The organism is Bradyrhizobium canariense, assembly GCF_900105125.1.
GTDB classification, from domain to species: domain Bacteria; phylum Pseudomonadota; class Alphaproteobacteria; order Rhizobiales; family Xanthobacteraceae; genus Bradyrhizobium; species Bradyrhizobium canariense_A.
This window is the reverse complement of the sequence record NZ_LT629750.1, coordinates 1628241-1651724: the sequence shown is the minus strand read 5'-3', so window position 1 is coordinate 1651724 and position 23484 is coordinate 1628241. Positions and strand designations below refer to the sequence as shown.

At 60.8% G+C, this 23484-nt stretch carries 21 protein-coding genes; 5 read left to right on the top strand and 16 right to left on the bottom strand.

What is annotated here, in order from left to right:
- Window positions 1-109: 109 nt before the first annotated feature.
- From BLV09_RS08055 to BLV09_RS37110, 3 genes are all read right to left on the bottom strand, one after another.
- Entirely contained in the window at window positions 110-1516 is a 1407-nt protein-coding gene (locus tag BLV09_RS08055; protein ID WP_146686901.1) for an IS1182 family transposase, read from the bottom strand.
- A gap of 83 nt (window positions 1517-1599) precedes the next feature.
- Window positions 1600-2460, bottom strand: coding sequence for a pyridoxal kinase PdxY (pdxY, locus tag BLV09_RS08050; RefSeq protein WP_244548997.1), 861 nt, complete (start codon window positions 2458-2460; stop codon window positions 1600-1602).
- Between the two features lie 20 nt (window positions 2461-2480).
- Window positions 2481-2654 carry a hypothetical protein gene (locus BLV09_RS37110; protein WP_167558655.1) on the bottom strand — a complete coding sequence of 58 codons (174 nt, stop codon included), beginning with the start codon at window positions 2652-2654 and terminating at the stop codon, window positions 2481-2483.
- 367 nt (window positions 2655-3021) lie between these two features.
- Here BLV09_RS37110 and BLV09_RS08045 point away from each other — a divergent pair, with 367 nt between their 5' ends.
- Window positions 3022-3285, top strand: a complete 264-nt coding sequence (locus BLV09_RS08045) for a hypothetical protein (RefSeq protein ID WP_100381558.1) — start codon at window positions 3022-3024, stop codon at window positions 3283-3285.
- A gap of 98 nt (window positions 3286-3383) precedes the next feature.
- Here the strand turns inward: BLV09_RS08045 and BLV09_RS37105 are convergent, their stop codons facing one another.
- On the bottom strand, window positions 3384-3551 hold the full coding sequence (locus tag BLV09_RS37105) for a hypothetical protein (RefSeq protein WP_167558654.1): 168 nt from the start codon (window positions 3549-3551) through the stop codon (window positions 3384-3386).
- 273 nt (window positions 3552-3824) lie between these two features.
- On the opposite strand from BLV09_RS37105, the gene BLV09_RS08040 reads away from it, so the two are divergent.
- Complete coding sequence (locus tag BLV09_RS08040; RefSeq protein WP_146686900.1) at window positions 3825-5414, top strand: tannase/feruloyl esterase family alpha/beta hydrolase; 1590 nt, start codon at window positions 3825-3827, stop codon at window positions 5412-5414.
- A gap of 777 nt (window positions 5415-6191) precedes the next feature.
- Here BLV09_RS08040 and BLV09_RS08035 read toward each other — a convergent pair.
- The gene (locus tag BLV09_RS08035; RefSeq protein ID WP_174556529.1) at window positions 6192-6590 is read right to left on the bottom strand and encodes a hypothetical protein; all 399 of its coding nucleotides are present in this window, start codon (window positions 6588-6590) and stop codon (window positions 6192-6194) included.
- 616 nt (window positions 6591-7206) lie between these two features.
- On the opposite strand from BLV09_RS08035, the gene BLV09_RS08030 reads away from it, so the two are divergent.
- The gene (locus tag BLV09_RS08030; RefSeq protein ID WP_100381561.1) at window positions 7207-7503 is read left to right on the top strand and encodes a hypothetical protein; all 297 of its coding nucleotides are present in this window, start codon (window positions 7207-7209) and stop codon (window positions 7501-7503) included.
- Window positions 7504-8039: 536 nt separating this feature from the next.
- Here the strand turns inward: BLV09_RS08030 and BLV09_RS08025 are convergent.
- From BLV09_RS08025 to BLV09_RS37100, 5 genes are all read right to left on the bottom strand, one after another.
- Window positions 8040-8837: a lytic transglycosylase domain-containing protein gene (locus BLV09_RS08025; RefSeq protein ID WP_146686899.1), complete on the bottom strand. Its 798-nt coding sequence runs from the start codon at window positions 8835-8837 to the stop codon at window positions 8040-8042.
- A 172-nt stretch (window positions 8838-9009) separates the two neighbouring features.
- Window positions 9010-9363: a zinc ribbon domain-containing protein YjdM gene (locus tag BLV09_RS08020; RefSeq protein ID WP_100381563.1), complete on the bottom strand. Its 354-nt coding sequence runs from the start codon at window positions 9361-9363 to the stop codon at window positions 9010-9012.
- A 379-nt stretch (window positions 9364-9742) separates the two neighbouring features.
- Window positions 9743-10651 carry an MbeD/MobD family mobilization/exclusion protein gene (locus BLV09_RS08015; protein ID WP_244548996.1) on the bottom strand — a complete coding sequence of 303 codons (909 nt, stop codon included), beginning with the start codon at window positions 10649-10651 and terminating at the stop codon, window positions 9743-9745.
- 771 nt (window positions 10652-11422) lie between these two features.
- The gene (locus BLV09_RS08010) at window positions 11423-11950 is read right to left on the bottom strand and encodes a hypothetical protein (protein ID WP_146686897.1); all 528 of its coding nucleotides are present in this window, start codon (window positions 11948-11950) and stop codon (window positions 11423-11425) included.
- A gap of 66 nt (window positions 11951-12016) precedes the next feature.
- Complete coding sequence (locus tag BLV09_RS37100) at window positions 12017-12313, bottom strand: hypothetical protein (protein ID WP_167558653.1); 297 nt, start codon at window positions 12311-12313, stop codon at window positions 12017-12019.
- Window positions 12314-12696: 383 nt separating this feature from the next.
- On the opposite strand from BLV09_RS37100, the gene BLV09_RS08005 reads away from it, so the two are divergent.
- Entirely contained in the window at window positions 12697-13311 is a 615-nt protein-coding gene (locus BLV09_RS08005; protein ID WP_100381566.1) for a class I SAM-dependent methyltransferase, read from the top strand.
- Window positions 13312-13346: 35 nt separating this feature from the next.
- On the opposite strand, the gene BLV09_RS08000 is transcribed toward BLV09_RS08005, so the two are convergent.
- The 3 genes from BLV09_RS08000 to BLV09_RS07990 form a co-directional block, all read right to left on the bottom strand.
- Window positions 13347-13754, bottom strand: coding sequence for a hypothetical protein (locus tag BLV09_RS08000; RefSeq protein WP_100386841.1), 408 nt, complete (start codon window positions 13752-13754; stop codon window positions 13347-13349).
- 220 nt (window positions 13755-13974) lie between these two features.
- Window positions 13975-14244: a hypothetical protein gene (locus BLV09_RS07995; protein WP_146686896.1), complete on the bottom strand. Its 270-nt coding sequence runs from the start codon at window positions 14242-14244 to the stop codon at window positions 13975-13977.
- A 334-nt stretch (window positions 14245-14578) separates the two neighbouring features.
- On the bottom strand, window positions 14579-18322 hold the full coding sequence (locus BLV09_RS07990; protein WP_146686895.1) for a vitamin B12-dependent ribonucleotide reductase: 3744 nt from the start codon (window positions 18320-18322) through the stop codon (window positions 14579-14581).
- 744 nt (window positions 18323-19066) lie between these two features.
- Here BLV09_RS07990 and BLV09_RS07985 point away from each other — a divergent pair.
- The gene (locus BLV09_RS07985) at window positions 19067-19966 is read left to right on the top strand and encodes a DMT family transporter (RefSeq protein WP_146686894.1); all 900 of its coding nucleotides are present in this window, start codon (window positions 19067-19069) and stop codon (window positions 19964-19966) included.
- A gap of 24 nt (window positions 19967-19990) precedes the next feature.
- Here BLV09_RS07985 and BLV09_RS07980 read toward each other — a convergent pair whose 3' ends face one another.
- The 3 genes from BLV09_RS07980 to BLV09_RS07970 all read right to left on the bottom strand — a co-directional run bounded on the left by BLV09_RS07980 (window position 19991) and on the right by BLV09_RS07970 (window position 23374).
- A complete protein-coding gene (locus BLV09_RS07980) occupies window positions 19991-22237 on the bottom strand; it encodes a CHASE3 domain-containing protein (RefSeq protein WP_146686893.1) in 2247 nt (748 codons plus the stop codon).
- A gap of 22 nt (window positions 22238-22259) precedes the next feature.
- Window positions 22260-22664, bottom strand: a complete 405-nt coding sequence (locus BLV09_RS07975) for a response regulator (protein ID WP_146686892.1) — start codon at window positions 22662-22664, stop codon at window positions 22260-22262.
- Between the two features lie 230 nt (window positions 22665-22894).
- Window positions 22895-23374 (bottom strand): BA14K family protein, encoded by a 480-nt coding sequence (locus BLV09_RS07970; protein ID WP_146686891.1) that lies wholly within the window; start codon window positions 23372-23374, stop codon window positions 22895-22897.
- Between the last annotated feature and the right edge of the window lie 110 nt (window positions 23375-23484).

Genomic DNA, 23484 nt, shown 5'->3' with positions numbered 1-23484 from the left:
CTCCGCTACTCGCCTGATTGTGTTGCAAAACTCGGCTGGTCTCGATTGCAGAGCTTTCGCGTTTTAGCCCGGCCACCTTGTTTGCGCTCTCCCTTGTCGGCCGCGGTGCCTATGCGAGGCAAGCAGTTCCCAGAGGTGGCGGGGCATGGCAGAGAAGCTTGGCGAGCCGCCTCAGGTTCTGCGCGGTAGCTGTAAGCAGCACTTCGTCCCTGACGCCGCTCAAGCCCCGCAGCCGAAACCGGTCGAGCCTGAGAATCCGTTTCATGTGCGCAAATCGCATCTCGACCTTCTTGCGCTCGCGGCGCGACTGCTGGAAGGCTTCCGTATTGGCCAACGCACGGACACGATCCCGCACATCCTCGTTGAGGTCGCGGGTAATTTTGCGCACGATCGCCGTCGTGCACTTCGGCTTCAATGAACAGCGCGAGCAGTCGCTCTTGCTGGCCCTGTAGTAAACGATGTGGCCTTGATCGATATTGCCTGTGCTGGTCAGTTCCGCACCGCCTGGGCAAACATAGATGTTGCGCTCCTGATCGAAGACGAAGTCAGCACGGCTGAAGGTGCCATCGGGGCGCGTCGACTTGTCCCACACCGGTACGTGCGGCGTGATGTTGCGATCCACCAGCCATTTGAGCAGCCTGACCGCACCATAGACCGTGTCGCCCGCGAGCCTTCGGGGCCGCAGATCGAAGCGGCGCTCAACGCGGTCCACCATGGTCTGGGTGACGGCAATTTCCACGGTTCGGTTCGCCCGAGTGCCCATGGCATCGACGATGATCCCGACCTTGTTGTCGATCAGGTAGTTCGCATCATAGGCAAAGAATGGGTCCAGGCCCGGCCTCGCAACCCATGTGGCTTGTGGATCGGTGAGCGAGATTTCTTTGGGAGGTTTGCGTCGATAGCCGCCTTCGCCCGAACCGCCACCGTCTCCACCACGATCCTCGTCGCCGCGAGCGGCATCGAGGGCTACGAGATACTCGCGAACCGCATGGGATGCCTCCTCTGCCTTTGGCCATGCAATTGGCTGGTCGCCAGGTGTCCGCTTCTTCTTGTCCACATCTGCCTTGATCAGGCTTGCATCGATCGAGAACGCTTCGCCTCCAACTAGCCCGGCCGCAATGCTCATCGCCACCACACCCTCGAATACCCGGCGTAGGGCGTCGCTCTCTCGAAAGCGTTCGCGCCGCGCACGGCAGAATACAGAGTGATCGGGAATCTTGTCTTCGATACCGAGCTTGCAGAACCAGCGATAGGCAAGGTTCACCTGAATCTCAGCGCAAATCCGTCGCTCGGAGCGGATCGCAAACACATAGCCGACGAGGAGCATCCGCATCATTAGCATCGGGTCGATCGAGGGTCGTCCCGTGTGCGAGTAGTAAGGTGCCAACTCCTTGTGCACCCAACTCAGATCGAGCAACCCGTCGATCTGCCGGACGAGATGATCGACTGGAACCACCTCGTTGAGATCGAACGAATAGAAAAACTGTCCTTGCCCAGCTTCCCGCCGCCCCATCATGCGCTGCTCCCGCTGATGACCTCTTCACCAACGGAATCACGGTTCGCGAGTCGTCTCAACAGGAGTTTTGCAACACAATCCGCCTACGAGCTGACAGCGATGGCGTCGAACCGGCGCTTTGGGTGGACGAGCAGCTCAGCGCTCTCGACGATGCGCATTTCCTCGGTCCCGCTGATAGCGGTGCGCTCCAGCACGGCGAAGATGGCCGATGCGGCGTGGCCCAGTGCATCTGGCGTGTCCGAGCCGCGAACGCGCGCGGACACGAAGAGCGAGGCAAACAGATCGCCGGTCCCGGACGGGCTAATGGGTAGTTTCGGCGTGCGCACGCGCCACGCCTTCAATCCGTCTTTGGTCCGTTCGACGGCAAGGGTCTCGATCTCTTGGTCTGGCGTCTTAGTGAACTCGGCGCTGGTGACGACGATCGTCGATGGACCGCGCGCCATGAGAGCTTGCGCCTGCGCGATCATTTGATCGATCGTGGTGGCCTTCGCCCCGCACAGCCATTCGAACTCGAAATGATTGGGGGTAATGATATCAGCAAGCGGGCACAGCCGATCCCGCACGAGCGGCGGGATGTCGGCCTGGACGAACAGGCCCCGGTCGCGATCTCCGAGCACGGGATCGCAACAATATATCAGCGCGGGATTGCGGGCCTTGGCTCGCTCGACGAAGTCCCCGACCACCGCGGCGATGTCGGGCGAGCCGAGATAGCCCGACAGGATCATCCTGGAAGAGTCGAGCGCACCGCGCTCCTCGATGCCGAGCAGGAGATCCGCGACCAGTTGCGCATCGAGCACCCGGCCGCGGATGGTCGGGTAACCCGGGCGGTTGCTCAGCAAGGTCGTGGGCACGGCAGTTACATCGATACCGTGCAGTTGCATGGGAAAGACGGCGGCGCTGTTGCCGACGTGGCCCCAGGCGACCTGCGACTGAATCGAAATCACGGTTATGCTGTGGGCCGAGTTCATCCAAACAGCGCGACATAGATGACGTACAGCCAGCCCAGGATGCCGTGAATGATCGCCCACAGGATCGAGTGGTTGTTGGTATAGGAGATCGCGATGGCGAGCGCTGAACCGAAGCCCACGCTGTATTTCGCGCCCTCGACCCGAACCCCGTAGTATCGATTTCCGTTCATGGTGATCCTTGCAGCGAGCGGGATGAGTTCGCACAGCGTAACCCACCGACCCGTCGTGAGTGAATGGCGGATTACGCTCCGCCCATCGCCCTGCGAGCTTGCCCGATTCGAGCAAGCCCGAGCGGCAGGAGCGCCTCGCTTCGACGCAGGTCACGCTTCCGATGAAGCCAAACTGCAGATCGATCACAAGATGGTCAATCACGCGCCTGGCATCGCCATTTGACCTTCTGGGATGACCATAAATAATTGAAATATAACAAGATAATTATCCCTCAGGCTCTCCCGTTCGCAATGCAGCAAAAGTGATACCGCAGCGCAACAAAAGAGGTATAGGCTCCAGCCTCGAATCCAATCGAGGAGAATCGTTGTGAACAAGACTCACCTTTCCATCGCAGCCGTCGCCGTGATCCTGGTTGCGGGCAGCACGGCCGGCTTCGCGGCGGAGCTGCCGACCTACGGAACAACGGGCCTGCCGATATCGCCGGTACAGGCTCAAGTGCTGGGAGCCACGAATGTCAGGGAGCAGGCGCCGGCGGCAACCTCCACGCTCACTCCGCTTCAGCTCAGCGTCCTGACACCACGGACGAAAATGACGACTGCCAGGGTCACCACCGGTCTGGCAACTCATTGACAGAAACCGGCGTCGCTGCCGAGCGAGGCTGTTCGGCAGTTAGCGCGGCGCCGATCTCAATGCCGTGAACGGTACTTTCGCGTACAGGTGCTGCACGGCTAGCCCCGGATGTCGCTTCGCTCATCCGGGCTACGCTTGCTGCCATCGGCCGCGAGGCGCCGGAACTGCCGCTTCATCGCGTTGACCTTGGAGATATAGGCCGCCCAGCGTGCGCTCTGCCGCCAGCGGCGAAGGCGAGGGAGGAAGCTCTTGCTTTTTCTTGACATGCGTCCTGTGGGGGCCGGTAGCGCACAATAACGAAACGTATTGCGCGGGCGATCTCAGGTGGCGGATCACGCAGCCCGTAGGATGGGTTGAGCCCTTCGCGATACCCATCACATCGGAAGTCGGAATTGATGGGTATCGCTTCGCTCCACCCATCCTACGAGCTGCGCTCATCCGGGCTACGCTTGCTGGTACAATTTGTCGATTGCACCAGAAAAAAGGAATCTGATCCACCGCGTCGCGGTGCGTTTATCGCTTGAAGTATTTTAGGTGCGATGAAACTCTATTTAGACTCCAGATCGGCGCAGATCGATCGATTTTTGGGAATGGAAATTATGGGAATTCGTTTACTGACTCTCGTGTCGCTCATCCTCACATCGGCTTCGGGATATGCCATCGCCAACGAAGCGGCCTGCGTGGCTTTGAAAAAGCAGGATTCAGGTCCGGATTTAACCGTCATTTCTGCCAAAATGGTTGCCGCGGACCCGAAGCAGCAGCTTCCCCCGTTCTGCGAAGTCATCGCCGAAATCAAGCCCACCGCCGGATCAAACATCGGTGTCGTTTTTAGATTGCCTGAAGAATGGAATGGGAAATTCCTCGGCATCGGTGGAGGAGGATTCTCCGGGAACGTCACCCTTTCTGGCGCGGCGCACGGATTGTCGAAGGGCTATGCCGTAGCTGGTACCGATACCGGTCATCCAAGCAGTAGCATTACCGATGGCGCGTTCATGATCGACAGACCGGGGCATGTAAATCCGATTCAACTCGATGATTTCGGGTATCGCTCGATCCATCTGATGACGACGACGGGAAAGGCGCTGGTCGCGAAATATTATGGACGGCAACAGGCAAGGGCCTATTTCGAAGGTTGCTCGACCGGTGGACGGCAGGGCTTTAGTGAAGTTCAGCGCTATCCCGAAGATTATGATGGCGTGATATCCGGCGCGCCGGTTTACGATCTCAGAGTTCAGACCAGCGGCTTGTTTCGATTGCAGGCACTCCGCAAGGATACTGATAGCCTCGTCACCTACCAACAGTTGGATCTCATACATAACGCCGTGAATGAGGCTTGTGACGCGGCAGATGGGGTTCGCGACGGGATCATTTCCGACCCATTGAGTTGCAAATGGGATCCTGCCGCACTTGCCTGTCGCCCGGGCGAAGAAGGACCAACCTGTCTGACTGCAAAGCAGGTCGCCGCGGTCCGGCAGAGTTATGACGGCACCAAATCATCGGCTGGCAAGATAGCCGCTTGGCCGCTTATGCGTGGTAGCGAACTTGCGTGGGGGCCGCGTTCGATCGGTGGAACACCCGATAATCCTCTCGGCCAAAATTACGCGCTGAGCATCCGGTATTTGATGACTTTCCTGTATGGAGACGCGGATCATCCTTGGAAGACCGCTACTGCGGATCAGATCATGAGCGACCTGAACGCAAGCCCGGTCGTAAAGGCGTTTCAATCCAACAATCCGGATGTCTCAAGCTTTATAAAACGAGGAGGCAAATGGCTCATGTGGCATGGCCTTCAGGATCCGGGACCGAGTCCGCTCGGCACGATCGAGTACTTTCAGGCCGCGAGAAAGGCTACATCCCAAGCCCTCAACATTTCCGAGTCAGATCTTGGCGACAAGATGCGATTGTTCCTGGCGCCGGGCGTATATCATTGCCGCGGCGGTCCCGGACCGGATCAATTCGATATGCTCTCGGCGATAGACACATGGGTCGATCAGGGCAAGGCCCCCGACAGCGTTCTCGCAACCAAGGCAAATTCGGATTTATCGCGACCGCTCTGCCCTTATCCGACGGCGGCCCACTACAATGGTGAAGGCGATACAAAGTCGGCCCGAAGTTTTTCATGCCACTAGGCGAAGGCAAGCGTAGCGCAGGAGGACGGATTAGCCCAACGGGTCCGCGCGAAGCGCGGCCCGATGACAGGCTCAGGCGTAATCCGCCGCCTGGCAATTCATATTGATCAGATATGTGGAAGCCGTCTTACGATCGGCAGCCGTAAATGCGCGCTTGAATATATGCGGGTCTGCACCGGATTCAGATTTCGAACAGCGAGGCGGGGCAGACGTCCGCATTCTCGCGGCGCGATGCGCCCGAGTTCTGCTTGAAGTTTTGCCCGGAAGAGAGGGCGCAGGCGCCCCTCAAGAGAGGGCGCAGGGAAAGCCGGGTGCCCGCTGCACCCGCAGCCTCGCGTGCAAAATGAAAAAAGCACACGAGCAAGTCACCACAGGTTCACCGGAACACCCGGCATTCCCTGCGCAATGGTTTTAACGGTTTCCTTCGTGCTCTCCCCGGTGACCGGGCTTTGTTGCCACCGTCGCCGGCAGATTGCTCCGCCAACTTGACGCCAGCGTCGGGGCGTCAGGACCACACGACTTCGCCGTCCGCTCCGACGTCGTTCGCCTCACGACATCAAAACGTCCATCGCATTCCCGTCCCAACGTCCGTGGCGATCGCGCGTACGCCCCTCTTGCGGGACAGGATGTGCGAAGCAGTGAAGGTGATTTGGCCGCGAGCGCAAGCCGAAGATTTTCGCACCAGGGCTAGACATGATTTCACGTGATTTGCCCGCCGGGCAGATGAGAGGTGTTTCATGCCGCGCGAGTGTGCCATCTGAGAGCCTCGACGGCCCTTCAATAATGAGGGTAAAGCGTGCTCAGATAGTCCGACAGCGTGGTCGGATCGCCGAGCGTGCTCTGTCGCAACGGCTGGCCGCTCAACAGTACGCCGGCCTGGGTCTTGTAATCAGGAGCCACGTCGTCGGCCGGCTTTAGCGGCTGACGGGCGATCTCAAGGTACCTGTCATAGGCCTGTTGGGTGCCGACGAAGATGCAGACGCAATGCTCCGGTTCGGCATAAAGATAACGCAGGGCTTCACCGGCCCCGTTTATCACGAAGCGGTGTGCCGGGAGCGCGCGTAGCGCCTTTTGCCCCGCCGGATCGTTGGCAACCTGGACACGAAAACCGGCAGACGACAGATAAAAGCTGTTTTTTTCCAGCGATGGCCGGCCTGGCGCCTCCGCGGCGGCCAAACCGGAGGCGTAAAGCAACAGCACAGCGGCTGGGAACAGCCGCAGGGTCCTGAGGCCATGAATCCGAAAGAGATGAATCCGAAAGAGATGGATCCGAAAGAGATGGATCCGAAAGAGATGGATCCGAAAGAGATGGACCCGAAAGGGATGCCCCCGAAAGAGATGCCGATGGCTCGCGGCGACCGGCCGGATGATCGATGCTGGCATTGCAAATTCCCGTGCTGGGTTCGTACTTGCCTTCGCACCGGGTACAATGCCACGCACAGTGTGCCAAGACTGTGTCGATATACCCTGAGCGTATTTGGATCGGTTTCGGGATCAACAATCCGAGTGCGCAGGGCGGATTGGCCCAACGGGTCCGCGCGAAGCGCGGCCCGATGACAGGCTCCGGCGCCTCCGTGACGAAAGCTCGATTGCAATTCGTATTGAGCAGATATCCAGAATCGTGACGTAACGGCGGATTGCGCTCCGCTCATCCGTCCTGCGTGCGAAGGCTGGTTCCGCTCGTGCGCGGAGAGTTAGCGCTTGCGGAGCGCCTGGGCTCACACAAGAGCGCGATCTGGTCGAGCAAATCGTCCAGTTGCTACCTATCTAAAGGATAGGAAAGGAGCCAACCATGATGACGATCAGACTGGCGATTGCCGCTCTCGTGGCTGTGGGCCTGGTTGGGGCGCCTTTTGCTGTGGAGGCGAAGAAATACGAGCATCATCGCAGGCATCATATCTCGATCATGCAACCCGTTGCTTATGGGACGTCGGGAGTGTCGACAGGGCGATCCGGAACGTATGGGACGTCGGGAAATCCTGTCGGAACCGTGACCGCCCCGTCGGTGGGATCCTATTATTGGCCTTCGGTCGGTGTGACAAATGCGGTCCCCACCTGGAGCAACACCAATCCGCACGTCGGCAAATAGAGCAGGCGCGTGGCAACTATTGAGCCAGCAGGGAGAGCCTTGGCCGCGACTCGAACACCGATCTCGTCAACCGTAAGGTTGTCGTATTGGTCGCCGCGAAGGCCGCCATAGTCGGCGCCTCGGCTAAAGCGCAATGGCGATCCATATTGAGCAGATATGCGGAGCCATAGTGGCAGATTACGCTCTGCTAATCCGCCATGCGAACTCCAGATCAGCGCCGGGACGGCAAGGGGCCATGCCTCACTGATGCGGCTCGCTAAGCCTTTCCCGGCGTTCCGTTCGTGCGTTTTGCCGCTATGCGACGGTCCGAACGTACACCGTCGTACAGAGCGGCTGTCTTTGCGGAGGTGGCGTCATCGAACCTCCTTTTCTGTAATCTCAGCGTGTCGTTGGACACGACAAAGGCGATGCTCCTCCGCTTGCCCCCGCACTGTCAAGCCGGAACAATAACGTAGCCCGCATGAGCGTAGCGACATCGGGGTTACACGTTCAGAGGCCAGCCCCGGATATCGCTTCGCTCATCCGGGCTACGCTTGCTAATTGCTGCCATCGGCCGCGAGGCGCAGGAACTGCCGCTTCATCGCGTTGACCTTGGAGATATAGGTCGAAACGAGGTGATCGCCGCACCGCTCGTCGGCCATCATCTGAAAGTGGCGGCGTGCGTAAGCTGTGGCGGGACCCGCGCCGCAGAGATGGATAAAGGCAGCAAGATCCTGCTTCTGCTGCGGGTTTGGCTTCACATCGCCCGCGAGGGTGAGAACATCGGCCACATGGCGGTCGAGATACACGGATGCCAGTTCGATGGCATGGCTCGGGAACGCGCGGAAATAAAGGCTGGTGAACCCGCAACCGGTATCCGTGACCGCATTGTCCCGGATACAGAACCGCGCGGCCTCGGCGTAGGCGCCATCGGTCGTCTGGAAGAGGCCGACGGCGCTGGAGGCGGGCTGGTAGATCGCGAACGGATTGAGGCTCCATCGCCAGCGCCAATAGGTGCGGTCTACCGGATTGCCCGAGCTCTCGACCTGCGCCAGCGCGGCCAATAGCTCAGGTGTGATCGAATGGGTCGAATAGGTGTGGAACAGCGCACCATATTGCCGCCACGTCTCGGCCGGCTCCTTGTCGAGCCGATGGCCGACAAAGAAGAACAGTTCGGTCGGCTTGCGGATCACGTGATAGACGAGGTTTGCCAGCGCGAAGACCGCAAGCAGGATCGCCACGGCGCCTGCGATCCGCGCCGCCCGCGGCGCTCTCGCGAGCTTCCGTCGCGCCCGGCGTGCGCTCTGCCGCCAGCGGCGGAGGCGAGGGAGGAAGCGGTTGCTTTTTCTGGACATGTATCTTGTGGGAACACGTACGGAGCAGGCGGTTTACCGAGCACGTCCGTCGCACCTCATCAAGAGCGGAGGCGGGAAGCGTAAGCCGCCGAATCTATCGCAAATGAACGGCGGATTATGCCTTCCGTCTTCGCTCCGGCGGACACGGGTCGGATAATCCGCGCCCCACGAACTAGGCCTTTTTGACGAATTCCGATTTCAGATTCATGGCGCCGATGCCATCGATCTTGCAGGCGATGTTGTGTCCGTCGGTCGCGCCCGTCAGATGGATGTTCCTGACCTTGGTGCCTCCCTTGACGACCGATGACGACCCTTTGACCTTGAGGTCCTTGATCACGATGACGCTGTCCCCATCCGCAAGCAAATTGCCATGCGCATCGTGCACGCCCGCCTCAGGCGAGGTTTCCGCGCCTGCTCCGCCGCCCTCGGCGCTCCATTCATGGGCGCATTCCGGGCAAACCCACAGGCCCCGATCCTGGTAGGTGTGCTCGGAATTACATTTCGGGCAGTTCATTGCATCGTCCATTATCGACCTCGTATTCGTCCGGGCGCGCCGGACCGTAGGTTCATGTTCAGGTAGATCAAGCCGATAGCCAGTGGGGCTGGTTAGCCCGCCGATTTGTTGCAAGTGAATGACGGATTAGGCTACGCGAATCCGCCCTTGTAATAGCGCAAACAGATATCGCTTGGGTGTTTGGAATGGCCCGCCGCAGATCGCACCTGGCTACGCGCCGTCTCGCAATCCTTCGGATGGCGCTTGCCACACTATCCGGCCCGACAACCCGCAGTTTTATCCAGCTAGGTGGCAAGCGCGCGCCACTGTAGGCCGCGCGTAGACGGATTAGCTTCGCTAATCCGCCCTGCGGGGTCTCGGAGCGATTGTGCATCTCAGTAAATTGTGCATCTCAGTAATACGGGTCGTCCCAAGGTTCGTCCATATACGGAGGCGGCCTCCAGGGCGCTGGCGGCCGCCTGGGCCGCAGAGGTGCGGCTACCGACTGCCGCTGGCGCGCAGCCGCATCGTTCTCTTTCTTCAGGCTCTGCGCCGACGATTTCGCGGATAAGGCGGCAAGCTGCGCTTGCAGCGCCTGTACCTGCCCGGCGAGGCGCGCGTTGTCCCGGGCACTTTGCTCCTGCGTCGTCTTGAGCTGTTGAATGGCGTCGGCATGCTCGCGAAGCGTTTGGTCGTAACTGCTTTTCAGTTGATCGAGCTTTTCGTTGATACTCGCAAGGTCGTGCGTGATGGTCGTGAGCGATTGCGCCAGATCGGCGGATGTGGCGGCGCCGGTTGACGGAACGTCTTTCATTTCTTTCTGGCTCGGAGCTGCCGGCGGGGAAGGCTGCTCACCCGCATCTGCTGCTTGGGCAATCAGCGATTTCGTCGGACCGCGAGGCTCGGACGCCTCCGGGTGTGCTATCGGGGCCGGCGGGGCCCATCGAGCCATGATCGCCTTGGCCTCATTGCCATATCGCGAAGCGAACGCAGCACCAAAGATGCATATCGCCAACAAAAAGCCGACGAAGGCTAGCAGCATGGGCCGGCCCCGCCACACGCCTGGATGGGGAGCCTTGTTCTCCGATGTCTTCTCCGACGCTGGTGCCTCGTTCACAGTAGCGCCGCTTGGCTCCGCGCCGGTTCCCCCCTGCCGGATCGGTGGGCCGTCGCCGCCGCGCTCCATTCCGGAGACCAATCGGTCTAACCGCGCAAGTTCTTCTTCGGCGCTCTTGATCCGTTCATAGGCATGGGCCAGCTCGGCATCGGCGCGCTTCACGCCTTGCGGTTCGTCTGGCTTCGGGTCGTCCGTCTGAGGCACCGATGCGCCCTCCATTCAGTCTTACGCCAACGGAATGAGTGCGGCAGTCCGAGATCGTTGAGAGGATAGTTCCCATCGCCGCTTTGATCAAGACGACGCGGTCGTGAGAGAAAATTCATGGTGGTATCGGCGGGCCGCTTCCACCGAGTTCATGGACCGCAAAAGGGCGGCGTGATGCAATCGAAGTCAAGTGCGTAGGGCAGGTTAGCGTAACCCGCCGACCTGCTGCGGGTCAGCGCGGGTAGAGCGACACGCGGGAAACTCGACCTTCAGATGGGCTACGTTCCGCCCAGCCTGCGAGCTGATCGCCGCAGCGGCGGAAATTGAGCTGCGCCCAGTAAAGCGATGCGACGCTTCGCGTGGTCATTTTGTACGTTTAGCATGGTCCTTAAGAGCGGCTCGAATCTGGAGAAATCCAATTTTGACCGTTCAGGCTTTACAATCTGCGTCGCGAAATCGAACTTGGAGCCCGTAGGATGGGTTGAGCCCTTTGCGATACCCATCGTACGGGCTGAACCCGATATTGCCGGCAGGAGGTCGGCTATGTCGTGCTCAAGACCGACACCGTCGGCGGGGAGGGCGAAGACCTGCTCGCGATCTCAGGGCCGTAGACGGCACCATTCGCGTGCGGGTGCTGTACGACCGGCGACGCGGTGAGAGAGCGTCGGCAGCTATCTATCGCAACGTAGCCCGCATGAGCGCAGCGACATGCGGAGGTTACAGGTTCAGAAGTAGCCCAGGATATCGCTTCGCTCATCCGGACTACGCTTGCTAATCTTCTTGTTTTTTGGTCGCGAGGGCAGCGCGAACCTTTTTGAAGTGGCTTAGGATATCTTCGCCGCCACCGAGGGCTCTTTCCGCGACCGGAATAATATCCTTCACCTGATCCAAACTCAGACGATCATACGTAAATGTCCGGTCATCGCTTATCCTGAGGCTCTTCAAGATTTTGCTCGTAGCTACTGGAGCAAATTCCAACTTGCCAGTCTTTTTGTTTCGTATCAGCGGAGTGTGGCAGACGACATTCCTAATGCGCGCGACGCGTTCAAGTCGGTCCGCGTGTGTCTTGAGCGGCTTCTGCCAATCCTTCTGTCGGACATGGCTCGCTCGGCTTTTCAGAATTTCAATTTTTTGCCGCGGGTCGAGGGTTGCTACAATGGATTCCAACATCGGCGCGTATTCGAGCTGCGTGACTTCAATGACGATGAGGTACAATTGGTGGTCTAGCGCGGAATAGAGCAGCGCCACCTCTCCGATCAACGCACACGCTTCTTTCCACTCCGGTTCGTGAACAGGCATTGCTCGCGGCTCCCGATCGGAATTCAAGGCGCAACCGGGGGTCGAAGGCAAGAGGTTCAGGTAGTGCTACGCTGCATCCAATGCGGTGAATAGCAGGGAGAGCCTTGGCCGCGACTCGAACACCGATCTCGTCAACCGTAAGGTTGTCGTATTGGTCGCCGCGAAGGCCGCCATAGTCGGCGCCTCGGCTAAAGCGCAATGGCGATCCATATTGAGCAGATATGCGAGCCATAATGACGGATTACGCTCCGCTAATCCGCCATGCGAACTCCAGATCAGCGCCGGGACGGCAAGGGACCATGCCTCACTGATGCGGCCCGCTAAGCCTTTTCCCGGCGTTCCGTTCGTGTGTTTTGCCGCCATGCGACGGTCCGAACGTACACCGTCGCACAGAGCGGCTGTCTTTGCGGAGGTGGCGTCATCGAACCTCCTTTTCTGTAATCTTAGCGTGTCGTTGGAAACGACAAAGGCGATGTTCCTCCGCTTGCCCCCGCACTGTCAAGCCGGAACAAGAACGTAGCCCGCATGAGCGGAGCGACATGCGGGTGCTATGCGTTCAGTTCGTAGCCCGTAGGATGGGTTGAGCCCTTCGAAACCCATCACCTCAGGAGTCGGAATTGATGGGTATCGCTTCGCTCCACCCATCCTACGCGCTGAACCCCAAGAGGATCGAACGCGGCCTTGGCCGCGCAAACTACCGTCAAATGGCGGTGCCCTCTCACCTAAATAACAGCCAGGAGCGAACGATGGGTTTCTACAACGATATCATCCTGCCGAGGCTTTGCGACCTTGCGATGCGCAACAAGCAACTCCTGCCTTTTCGCGAACGTGTGATTGGCGCCGCTGAAGGCAGGGTGCTCGAAATTGGCGTCGGCTCGGGAAGGAACCTGCCGTTCTATCGCGCGCCCGTGCGCGAGGTGATGGCGCTCGAACCAGCGCCACGGCTGATAATGATGGCTCGACGTGCATCACGCGCGACCAGCATGCCCATAAGCTTCATCGAGGCTTCCGCTGAGGCTATTCCACTTGACCAACATAGCGTCGATACCATCGTCACGACCTTAACCTTGTGCTCGATCCCGCACGCAGACGTGGCCCTCGCGGACATGCGGCGCGTATTGCGACCGGGTGGCAAGCTCCTGTTTGTCGAGCACGGCTTGGCACCCGACGAGGCCGTGCGTTGGTGGCAACATCGGCTGACGCCGGTTTGGCGGCGATTCAGTGGTGGCTGTCACCTCAACCGCCCGATCCGCTCCTTGATCGAAGGCGCAGGATTTAGCATCGACCGGATCGAGACCGGCTATATACCGGGACCGAAGCCGATGACGTTCATGTACGAAGGCAACGCACGGCCGAAGTAACGATGCCGATTCGAGGCGAAGCCGATCAACCTTCCTCAGGCCATTAGGTCGGTGATCCGCATGATCGCGACCGCATTGCTTACGTTAGACGCCTGCTCTTTGGTGCTCTTGTTGCAGGTCCAGACGAAATTCTTTTTGGCCGTGAACGGCTTCCCTTCCTGGTCGATCTGAAGCTCGCCTTCGGTGATATGGCAGACCATGGCATTCTCCATCGGAGGACCCATGGTCTTCGATCCCGGCTGCATGATGATGTCACGCATAGAGACGGTCTTGAAACCTGGAATGAGGGATGGTGTCTCAGCACCGTAAGCACGCACCACGACACCTGGCCATGGCGTCGCATCCTTGTAGTCCGTAGTTTGCCCAGCCGCCGGCTTCACCATGGCCGCCGAAGCGGCTGCCAGACCTAGAACCACTGCTGACCTTCGATTTACTGTTTTCATTGGGCTCCTCCTCCTCACGTTAAGGCCCCAACGCCGAAAGGTTGCTCCCTTCGTGCAATTGAGTCCATGCGGCGCGATGCCCGGATTTTAACTTACCTACCAACCAAACGGTCGAGTGGTTGAAGCTCGCGTGATACGCCTGAAATCACGCCCTCGGAGTGAGGGGGCATCCGGATGAGGACCGTTGAGGAGCCGCAATGAAGTCATCTACTCCGTCGTTTTAGCTTCTTTGCCGTAGGGCATGGACCAGGAACCCGACGGCGAACATCAGGATCGCACCGGCCACGGCGCCGGTCAGCGCATGAATCACGGCAATCTCGGTCGTGGTAGACGGATTCTGGCTGCCGCTTCCGGTGACGATGATGACGGCGGCCGTCTGCAGGAAGGCGCCGCTCAACGCTCCGCCGACGAGCCCGGCCTCTGCCCGACGAAGCCGATCCGATACTCCCGCGACGGTCTGAATCGCCAAGCCCCACAGCGTCCAGGTCATGGCCCGCCTCCCGCGATCAGCTTTTGCGCTTGGCGGTGGTCCTTCTTGGCGCTCGACGCGATTACGCGTTGATTCAGGCAAAGGACGCCGCTGCCGGGAGCCGATGTTGATGCGGCACAAAGCTTAATACAGGAGGCTCCGCCGCGTTCAGTCTTACCGGCAATGGTGTCAATGCACTTAACTAAGAAAAACCCCGCCGTTGCCGGCGGGGTTTTTCGTTTGTCAGCTAGGACCTACTTCGCCAGCGCTGTACCCTACGAAAGTCGGGGACGTACTATTAGGGGACGTACTATGCCCGGCGCTGCACCGGGCATGACGGGTCATCATCGGGTAATCACGAACACCCCGTCGTGCTGCCACACGTATCGCACTTCATGCACGTGCCGTTCCGCACCAGCGTGAAGTTGCCGCACTCGCTGCACATCTCGCCTTCGTAGCCTTTGGCCTTGGCTTCGGCGCGGCGTTCGGCCTTGCTCGGCGCGACTTGAGCCGCGCTGCCGGCTTTGCTCCATTGCAGGGCTTCCAGCTTTTCCGTCGGCGACAGATCGTGCTGGGTTTCCTGCTTCAGCGCGACCGCGCCTTCGTTGGTGTCGTTGGCGCGCGCGGTCGGGCCGTGCGAGGCCATCGAGGTGACGTTGCCGGAGGCGCGGGCGTCGGCCTGCGGCTCGCTGCCGCCGCGCATGACGACGAGATTGTCGGTGCGCGAGCGGGTCAGGCCCTTCGACAGATATTTGTTGTTGGGTTGCTCCGGCTGCTTGCCTTCCTCGACGCCCTTGCCCATCGCATCGAAGTGGGATTCAGAGGGATCGACATGGGCGAGGTCGAAGCGCGCCATGTAGCTGACCGCGAGTTCGCGGAACACATAGTCGAGGATCGAGGTCGCATACTTGATGGAATCGTTGCCCTGCACCGGGCCCGCGGGTTCGAAGCGGGTGAAGGTGAAAGCGTCGACATATTCCTCCAGCGGCACGCCGTATTGCAGACCCAGCGACACCGCGATGGCAAAGTTATTGATGAAGGAGCGAAGTGCGGCGCCTTCCTTGTGCATGTCGATGAAGATCTCGCCGAGCCGACCGTCGTCATATTCGCCGGTACGCAAGTACACCTTGTGGCCGCCGACCACCGCCTTCTGGGTATAGCCCTTGCGGCGATCCGGCATCTTCTCGCGCTCGCGCATCACGACGATGCGCTCAACCAGCTTTTCGACGATCTTTTCCGCGACGTGCGTGGTTCGCGCCGCCATCGGCTTCTCGTAGAGCGCCTCGACCGCATCGTCCTCGTCCTCATCGTCCGAGATGAGTTGCGAGTTGAGCGGCTGCGACAGCTTTGAGCCGTCGCGGTAGAGCGCGTTGGCTTTCAGCGCCAGCTTCCAGGACAGCAGGTAGGCGGATTTGCAATCCTCCACCGTGGCGTCGTTCGGCATGTTGATGGTCTTGCTGATCGCGCCCGAGATGAAGGGCTGCGACGCCGCCATCATGCGGATGTGGCTTTCCACCGAGAGGTAACGCTTGCCGACCTTGCCGCAGGGATTGGCGCAGTCGAACACCGGATAATGCTCGGCCTTTAGATGCGGCGCGCCTTCCACCGTCATCGCGCCGCAGATGTGCACGTTGGCGGCCTCGATCTCGCGCTTGGTGAAACCGACCGCGGCGAGCAGGTCGAAACCGGGCGCGGCCATGGCTTCACTGCCGATGCCGAGGGTGTCGCGGATGAAATCCTCGCCAAAGGTCCACTTGTTGAAGGCGAACTTGATGTCGAACGCGGTCGGCAGCGCCTTTTCCACCTTGGCAATGGCTTCATCGGTGAAGCCTTTTGCCTTGAGGGTAGAGACGTTGATGCCGGGCGCGTTGGAGAGCGAGCCGTGGCCGACGGCATAGGCCTCGATCTCCGCGATTTCGCTTTCGCGGTAGCCGAGCGCGCGCAGCGCTTCGGGTACGGCGCGGTTGATGATCTTCCAATAGCCGCCGCCGGCGAGCTTCTTGAATTTCACCAGCGCGAAATCAGGCTCGATGCCGGTGGTGTCGCAATCCATGACGAGGCCAATGGTGCCGGTCGGCGCCACCACGGTGGTCTGCGCGTTGCGGTAGCCATGAAGCTCGCCGAGCTCCAGCGCCTTGTCCCAGGCGGCCTTGGCGCGCTCGACGATATTGGTCTGCGGCACGCTGGCGTAATCGAGCGGCACCGGATTGACGGCCAGCGCCTCGTAGCCGCGGCTTTCACCATGCGCCGCGCGGCGATGGTTGCGGATCACCCGCAGCATGTGGGCAGCGTTCTTCTTGTAACCGGGGAAGGGGCCGAGCTCCTTGGCCATCTCGGCCGAGGTGGCGTAGCTGGTGCCGGTCATGATCGCGGTCAGCGCGCCGCACAGCGCGCGGCCTTCCTTGCTGTCGTAAGACAGACCCATGGTCATCAACAGGCCGCCGATATTGGCAAAGCCGAGACCGAGCGTGCGGAATTCGTAAGACAGTTCCGCGATCGCCTTGGATGGAAACTGCGCCATCATCACGGAGATTTCGAGCACGACGGTCCACAAACGACACAGATGCTCATAGGCATCGACGTCGAAGCTCTTGGTCGTGGTGTTGTAGAAGGTGATCAGGTTGGCCGACGCCAGGTTGCAGGCGGTGTCGTCCAGGAACATGTATTCCGAGCACGGATTGGAGGCGCGGATATCGCCTGACGCCTTGCAGGTGTGCCAGTCGTTCATGGTGGTGTTGAAGTGCAGGCCGGGATCGGCCGACGCCCAGGCGGCGTAGCCGATCTTTTCCCAGAGCTCGCGCGCCTTGAGAGTCTTGGTGACCTTCTTGTTGGTGCGGCCGATCAGGTTCCAGTCGCCATCGGTTTCCACCGCGCGCAGGAAATCGTCCTTCAGCGACACCGAATTGTTGGAGTTCTGGCCGGAGACGGTGAGGTAGGCTTCGGAATCCCAGTCGGTGTCGTAGACCGGGAAGTCGATGTCCTTGTAGCCCTGCTTGGCGAACTGGATGACGCGCTTGATGACGTTGTCGGACACCATCGCGCGGCGCGCCAGCTTGATCTCGCGGCGCAGCGCCGGGTTCTTCTCGGGATCGAAGCAGTCGTCGCCGCTGCCTTCGCAATTGACGCAGGCTTTCAGCACCGCTTTCAGATGCTTCTGGTTGATCTTGGAGCCGGTCACGAGCGCGGCGACCTTCTGCTCCTCCTTCACCTTCCAGTCGATATAGGTCTCGATGTCAGGGTGGTCGGCGTCGACCACGACCATCTTGGCCGCGCGGCGCGTGGTGCCGCCGGACTTGATCGCGCCCGCCGCACGGTCGCCGATCTTGAGGAAGCTCATCAGGCCGGACGAGCGGCCGCCGCCGGACAGCCGTTCGCCTTCGCCGCGCAGCCGCGAGAAGTTGGAGCCGGTGCCGGAGCCGTATTTGAACAGGCGCGCCTCACGCACCCACAGATCCATGATGCCGCCCTCGTTGACGAGGTCGTCATTGACGCCCTGGATGAAGCAGGCGTGCGGCTGCGGATGCTCGTAGGACGATTTGGATTTGGTCAGCTTGCCGGTGAAGGGGTCGACGTAATAATGGCCCTGGCCGGGGCCATCGACGCCGTAGGCCCAATGCAGTCCGGTGTTGAACCATTGCGGCGAGTTCGGCGCGACCATCTGCTTGGCCAGCATGAAGCGCAGCTCGTCATAGAACGCCTGCGCGTCTTCTTCTGAGGAGAAATAGCTGCCCTTCCAGCCCCAATAGGTCCAGCAGCCGGCGAGGCGGTCGAACACCTGCTTGGCGGAGAGTTCGCTGACATAGCGCTCATTCTCCGGCAGCGCGGCGAGCGCCTCGGTGTCCGGCACCGAGCGCCACAGCCAGGAGGGGACGGTCTCTTCCTCGACCTTCTTCAGGCGCGCGGCAACACCGGCTTTGCGGAAATACTTCTGCGCCAGCACGTCGGAGGCGACCTGCGACCAGAATTCCGGCACTTCGACGTTTTCCAGGCGAAATACCACCGAGCCGTCGGGATTGCGGATCTCAGATGTCGTCAATCTGAAATCTATCCCTGCGTAGGGTGACTGGCCTTCAGTGGTATTGCGCCGTTCGATTCGCATTGTCGTGCCCCGTTCTTTTTTGACCGGCACCGCTGCCCAGCGACGCCGGATGATCTTCCTTGAACGAACGTTCGGTCGCGGTTCTTCCGTGATCCTGACGTTCGCAGCTCAGCCGGTGGATCCGGCCTGTTTCTCTTCGACGGCAAAACCGATGCGCGCATCGATCCCGCCGCGACACGATCTGAACCAACCCGGTTGGGGTTTTTCAGGCCGTGCATTCAACGCCCCACACATCTTCTGGACCCATTCAGGCCCGTTTTTTGTGCCCCCGGAGTGCCCTGAATTGAGGGCAGACAAGCCCTTCACCCGCTGCCCTAACGGCTGACGGAGTGGTCAATTTGGAACCCTTTTGGGAGCGACCGGCGGGCACCCAAACACACTCGCGCCGAACAGGATGAAAGCTAGGACAAGTCCGAGACGCCCGTCAAGGACTAGTACGAGTTCCTGAATCAAATACTAAATATGGTGGAAAAAGGAGAAAAACAGGGGCGCGCCGGCGCCTGTTGTTGAGCCAAGTATCAGTGAGTCCTCAGGGATTCCCAAGCAAAAAAAATGTTGTTGGGGCTGTGGATTCCAAGCTGCACCCGCTGTTCACAGGGCAAGTATTTATTCCTGTCACAGCATTGCACTTTCGGGACTCACGTAAGGCTACTGATAGCTCCGGGCTGGCATGCCCGCCGGGCCGATGGCCAGCGGTCCCGATAGGCGTCATGGTGCCGCCGATTCTCATCGGTTGTCCTCTCCATGACAGTTCAAAACCAACCGGGCGCGCGGGCACGACTCGCGCCCGCGGGCCTGATGTTCCTCGCCATCACCTCGATCGGCTGGGGCTTCAACTGGCCGGTCACTAAATACCTGCTCGGCGAATTGCCGCCGCTGACCCTGCGCGGCGTCACCGGCGTGATCGGCGCCTGTCTGCTGGCCGTGCTCGCGGTCGCACGCGGGCAGAGCCTGAAAGTGGCGCCAGCACTTTGGCCGCGCCTGATGCTGGCGGCGCTGCTCAATGTAACGGGGTGGATGGTGCTGATCGGCTTGGCGCTGCTCTGGCTGCCCGCCAGCGAAACCGCACTGATCGCCTACACCATGCCGGTGTGGGCGGCGATGCTGGCCTGGCCGGTGCTCGGCGAGCGGCCGACCGTGTTGCGCACGATCGCGCTGGTGATGGCGTTGGCGGGACTGGCCGCCATCATGGGCGGCAACGGCATCACCGCGAGCGCGGCAAAACTGCCGGGAATGATCATGACGCTGGTGGGGTCGATCGGGTTCGCGCTCGGCACGGTGCTGGCCAAGAAGTTGCCGCTGCATTTGCCGCCGATTCCGGCCGCCGCCTGGCAGATCGGTCTTGGCTGTTTTCCGGTCGCGATCGCCGGTCTCCTGATCGAGACCACGCATCTCGCCGCGGTGACGCCGTTCGGCTGGCTGCTGCTGTTCTATTCGACGGTGATCCAGTTCTGCATTGCCTACGTCGCCTGGTTCGCAGCACTTGCGCGGTTGCCGGCCTCGATCGCGGCGATCGGCACCATGGCGGTGCCGGTCATTGGCGTGGTGGCGTCCGCACTGGCGTTGCACGAGCCGCTCGGCATCGTGCAGATTGCAGCCCTCATCTTCACGCTGGCCGGTGTCGCGCTGGCGGCACGATCGTGAGCGCCTTTAAAGAGGCGTGACGCCCTAGCTTGTTTCGCCTCGGAGCGCCCGGCGCACCATCTGGGCGAGCTGGGCTTTGCGGTACGGCTTGGTGAGCAGCAACACGCCCTCATCGAGCCGGCCGTGATGCACGATCGCGTTGTCGGTATAGCCCGAGGTGTAGAGCACTTTCATGTCCGGCCGGTGCTTTGTCACTTCGTCGGCGAGCTGACGGCCGGTCATGCCGCCGGGCATGATGACGTCGGTAAAGAGCAGGTCAAAAGGCTCGCCGTTCTCGACATGCGCGAGTGCGGCGCGGCTGTCGGCGGCGGCAAGCGTCTTGTAGCCGAGGGCATGGAGCTGCGCGATCACGAAATTCCGCACCAGTGAATCGTCTTCCACGACCAGGATCGTCTCGTTGCCGCCTGCGACCGGCGTGGCCGCAGACTTGGCGGTGTCGGCGCTGCCGCGGGCAGGGGGCAGATAAAGCCTGATCGTGGTGCCGTGGCCCTCCTCGCTGTAGATCTTGATGTGTCCGCCCGATTGCTTGACGAACCCGTACACCATGCTCAGCCCGAGGCCCGAGCCCTTGCCGACCTCCTTGGTGGTGAAGAACGGCTCGAACGCCTTGTCGCGGACATCGGCCGGCATGCCGGCGCCGGTATCGCTGACCGCCAGCATCACATAGGGGCCTGGGCGGACCTCGACATTGGTCTGGGCGTAGGCTTCGTCGAGCACGACATTGCGCGTTTCCAAGAGCAGCTTGCCGCCGCGCGGCATCGCATCGCGGGCGTTGATCGCCATGTTGAGCACGGAATTCGCCAACTGCGAGGCGTCGATATGCGACACCGTTGCTTCGGGTTCCAGGATGGTCTCGATTTCGATCTGCTCGCCGAGCGTAGGGCGAAGCAGCTTGGCGATATCGACCACGGCGCCGTTGATATCGACATTGCGCGGCTGCAGCGGCTGCCGCCGGGCGAAAGCGAGCAGATGCTGGATCAATTCGCTGCAACGTTCGGCCGCATCATCGATCAGCTTGGCGACGCTTTGCAGTTCGGGCTGACGGGCAAGCGCCGCCACCAGCGTTTCGGTGGTGCCGGTGATGACCGTCAGCATGTTGTTGAAATCGTGGGCGACGCCGCCGGTGAGCTTTCCGATCGCATCCAGCTTTTGCGCTTGCTGCAGCAGGCGCTCGGTTTCGCGCGCCGCCGAGATGTTGTGATAGACAACGGCCGCGCCGCTGATCGCCCCGGATGCGTCGCGCAGCGGCCGGGCGCTGATGACGAGGTGAAGCGGGGCCGCGCCACGAAGCGGGCGGGCGACGACTTCCTTGCTGTCGACATGTTCGCCGCGCAGCGCCCGCGCCGCCGGCAGTTCGTTGGGCAGGATAGGCGTCGTACCGTCAGCGTGATAGGCGACGCTCGTGCTCCTGACCTGTTCGATGGTCATTCCCGTCCGGTAGCGAAGCATTTGCTCGGCCGCCGCGTTCGACAGCACCACCGCTCCCGTGGTGTCGATGACGAGCACCGCCTCCGCCATGCTGTTGAAGGTGCTTTGCATCACCGACGCCGAGCGGCGCAGTTCTTCATGCGCCGCGAGCAGGTGCTCGGTGCGCTCGGCAACCGCCGCTTCAAGGGACTCGTTTTCGGCCCGTGAAGCGTCAAGCGAGGTTTCCAGCTTGCGGCTCGAACGCCTGACCTCCTGGATCAGTATCGCGGCGAGCATCAGGATCAACAGGGCTCCCGCCAGATCAATTCCAAGCAGGACGATGCGTGTTCGCCGCGAATCCGCCGTGCGAATGGCGAGCAGCTTGTCTTCCTCGGCGACAAGCTTGTCGAAGTTCACGCCGATCGTATCCATCACCGAACGGCCTTCGGCCCTGGCCGTCAGCGCCGCGATCCCGCTGCTGTCGCCCGCTGCCTGCAGACGGGCCAGTTCAGCGCTGACGGCAAGCCGGCGCGCGATGAGCTGACGGTTGCTTTCGAGCAATTGCGTCTGGACCGGATTATCCCTGGTTTCCTCGATCAGATCGGCGAGTGCCGGCTCGATCTGGTTGCTGGATTCGCGGTATTCCCTGATGAAGTTCGGATCGTTGCTGAGCGCAAAACCGCGTGCCGCGCTCTCTGCGCTCCGGATCAGCAATCGCAGGTCCGACAGCTTCTGGAGGACGCCGAGCGTGTGATCGACCCAGGCGGCATCGGATCGCGATTTGACCTCGAGACCGATCGAGGCGGCGCTGATGACCAGAAGTATCGCGAGGCCTGTTCCGAGAACGACACGCTGGGACGGCATCGACGGTGGGTTTTGTTTTTTGTTAGGAATGACGAGTGTTTGCAATCGGTTTTGCCAGACATTCGTTGACGGCCGCCAGCAGCGCGTTCGGTGTGAACGGTTTGCGAAGGCAGACGGTTGCACCAAGTTCGAGGGTCATTCGCAGAAAGTCCGGCGAGGGGCTATCGAAACTCGCGAAGGCATAACCGGACATGGCGATGAGCGGGATCGTGGGCGCGCACTCGTGGAACACGCGGATCGATTCAAAGCCGCGCATGTGCGGCATGAATATATCGACAAGCATCACGTCAAACGTCGAGGTATCGAGCGCGCGGATCCCAGCTTCACCGCCGTCAGCGACGGTTACCTCGAAACCCTGGCGTTGAAGACAGACCTCAATGGCCACACAAACCATCGGGTCGTCATCGACCACGAGAATACGCGGCACCGACCGATTTCCTGTTAGGCGAGAGCACAAAAATCATGATGCAGCCGAATCGAACGTCTTGCAGCAATTAGGGCCGAAATGGGTCAGCGCGTCTGCACGCTAGAATGCATAGCAGGCCAGAGGTATCCAGATGTTCCCATCACAATGCTTCGACCGTGAGACGAAGCTGCAGTCATAAAAAAGACGGCGCACACAATGCGCCGTCTCCAAATTCCGGGATGTCGAGGTGATTACGGGCAGGGATGCCGGACGCCATCATTGCCCAGATAGGTTCCTGACTGCGGATCGTAGGAACGAAACCTCTGCATGCAGTAGGAGACGCCATCATCACCGCCCGGCGCGGGTGCAACCGCGACCGCGCCGTCATCGTAGTCGCCGCCATCATAGTAGCCCGGACCGTAATAGGCGGGGCCGCCATAATAACCTTGCGAAGCGATGGCGCCGCCGATCACGGCACCGGCAATCGCGCCGGGAATCAGCGCTCCGCCACCACCGCCGTGGTAATAGCCGCCTCCGTGATAACCGCCGCCGCCAAAGCGCGGCCCGCCACCAGGGTGGAAGTTACCGCCTGGCCGACCACCGCCGCCTGGATGGCCGCCCGCGCCGCCGTGATGTCCCTGCGGATTTTGGGCGAAACTGGGCGCGGGTATCACGGCTGGCAAAATCAAGGCCATTACAGCAGCGGTACTCAAAACTTTAAGGCTGATCATTTTCGGCTCCATTCGTGGGATACGTCCCAACCGTCTCAACAGATGGGGGTTCCCTGGGCGTCGCGCCAATCGCACGCTGAGGTGGAGGCTGTCAGGCCGGAACTGTATGC

Excerpts from the sequence above, each read along its gene's own strand:
- BLV09_RS08020 (WP_100381563.1), bottom strand. The coding sequence starts at position 9,363 with ATGGACGATGCAATGAACTGCCCGAAATGTAATTCCGAGCACACCTAC.
- BLV09_RS37105 (WP_167558654.1), bottom strand. The coding sequence starts at position 3,551 with ATGTCAAGAAAAAGCAAGAGCTTCCTCCCTCGCCTTCGCCGCTGGCGG.
- BLV09_RS08040 (WP_146686900.1), top strand. The coding sequence starts at position 3,825 with ATGAAACTCTATTTAGACTCCAGATCGGCGCAGATCGATCGATTTTTG.
- BLV09_RS07985 (WP_146686894.1), top strand. The coding sequence starts at position 19,067 with ATGACAGTTCAAAACCAACCGGGCGCGCGGGCACGACTCGCGCCCGCG.
- BLV09_RS07990 (WP_146686895.1), bottom strand. The coding sequence starts at position 18,322 with ATGCGAATCGAACGGCGCAATACCACTGAAGGCCAGTCACCCTACGCA.
- BLV09_RS37100 (WP_167558653.1), bottom strand. The coding sequence starts at position 12,313 with ATGGCGGCAAAACACACGAACGGAACGCCGGGAAAAGGCTTAGCGGGC.
- BLV09_RS08025 (WP_146686899.1), bottom strand. The coding sequence starts at position 8,837 with ATGTCCAGAAAAAGCAACCGCTTCCTCCCTCGCCTCCGCCGCTGGCGG.
- BLV09_RS08000 (WP_100386841.1), bottom strand. The coding sequence starts at position 13,754 with ATGAAAACAGTAAATCGAAGGTCAGCAGTGGTTCTAGGTCTGGCAGCC.
- BLV09_RS08030 (WP_100381561.1), top strand. The coding sequence starts at position 7,207 with ATGATGACGATCAGACTGGCGATTGCCGCTCTCGTGGCTGTGGGCCTG.
- BLV09_RS07980 (WP_146686893.1), bottom strand. The coding sequence starts at position 22,237 with ATGCCGTCCCAGCGTGTCGTTCTCGGAACAGGCCTCGCGATACTTCTG.
- BLV09_RS08005 (WP_100381566.1), top strand. The coding sequence starts at position 12,697 with ATGGGTTTCTACAACGATATCATCCTGCCGAGGCTTTGCGACCTTGCG.
- BLV09_RS08010 (WP_146686897.1), bottom strand. The coding sequence starts at position 11,950 with ATGCCTGTTCACGAACCGGAGTGGAAAGAAGCGTGTGCGTTGATCGGA.
- BLV09_RS07970 (WP_146686891.1), bottom strand. The coding sequence starts at position 23,374 with ATGATCAGCCTTAAAGTTTTGAGTACCGCTGCTGTAATGGCCTTGATT.
- BLV09_RS08055 (WP_146686901.1), bottom strand. The coding sequence starts at position 1,516 with ATGATGGGGCGGCGGGAAGCTGGGCAAGGACAGTTTTTCTATTCGTTC.
- BLV09_RS07995 (WP_146686896.1), bottom strand. The coding sequence starts at position 14,244 with ATGACCTGGACGCTGTGGGGCTTGGCGATTCAGACCGTCGCGGGAGTA.
- BLV09_RS37110 (WP_167558655.1), bottom strand. The coding sequence starts at position 2,654 with ATGAACGGAAATCGATACTACGGGGTTCGGGTCGAGGGCGCGAAATAC.